Raw genomic sequence first — 568 nt, 5'->3', positions numbered from 1 at the left:
TTCGACGCCTACAGCCTGCCCGCCCCCAATGGCCTCACGTTCGCTACCGAAGCCGGCACGGCCGAAGTCGCCATCAACGGCCAGCCCCTGCTGACCGGGGCCGACGTGCTGCTGCCCCTGCACCTGGGCGTGGCCACCGCCGGCACCTACACGCTGGCCGTCGATGAGCTGCTGAACCTGCCCACCAACTACCACGCCTACCTGCGCGACGCCCTCACCGGCGCCTACACCGACCTGGCCACCACGCCCGCCCTGAGCCTGAGTCTGGCCGCCAACGGGGCGGCCGGCGGCCGCTACGCCGTGCTGTTCACCACCCGGAACCGCGTGCTGGCCACGGCTCCCGCCGCCCTGGCCCAGCTGGCCAGCGTGTACCCCAACCCGGCCCACGCCACGGCCGCCCTGCTGCTGCCAGTGGCGCTGCGCGGCAACCGGGCCACGGGCGTTTCGGTGCTTGACAACCTGGGCCGCGTGGTGCTCACGCGCACGCTGCCCGCCGGCGCAACCGACGTGCTGGAGCTGCCCCTGGCCGCGCTGGCCCCCGGCGTCTACTCCGTGCTGGCCCACACCC

At 74.1% G+C, this 568-nt stretch carries 1 protein-coding gene; it reads left to right on the top strand.

Translation table 11 applies throughout. The annotated features are described in order from the left end of the window. Positions 1 to 568, top strand: a 568-nt coding sequence (locus J4G38_RS28365; protein WP_226164192.1) for a T9SS type A sorting domain-containing protein, incomplete at both ends; no start/stop codon positions are given.

Source organism: Hymenobacter terricola (assembly GCF_017921975.2).
Lineage (GTDB): Bacteria > Bacteroidota > Bacteroidia > Cytophagales > Hymenobacteraceae > Hymenobacter > Hymenobacter terricola.
This window is presented reverse-complemented; position numbering and strand designations above follow the sequence as displayed.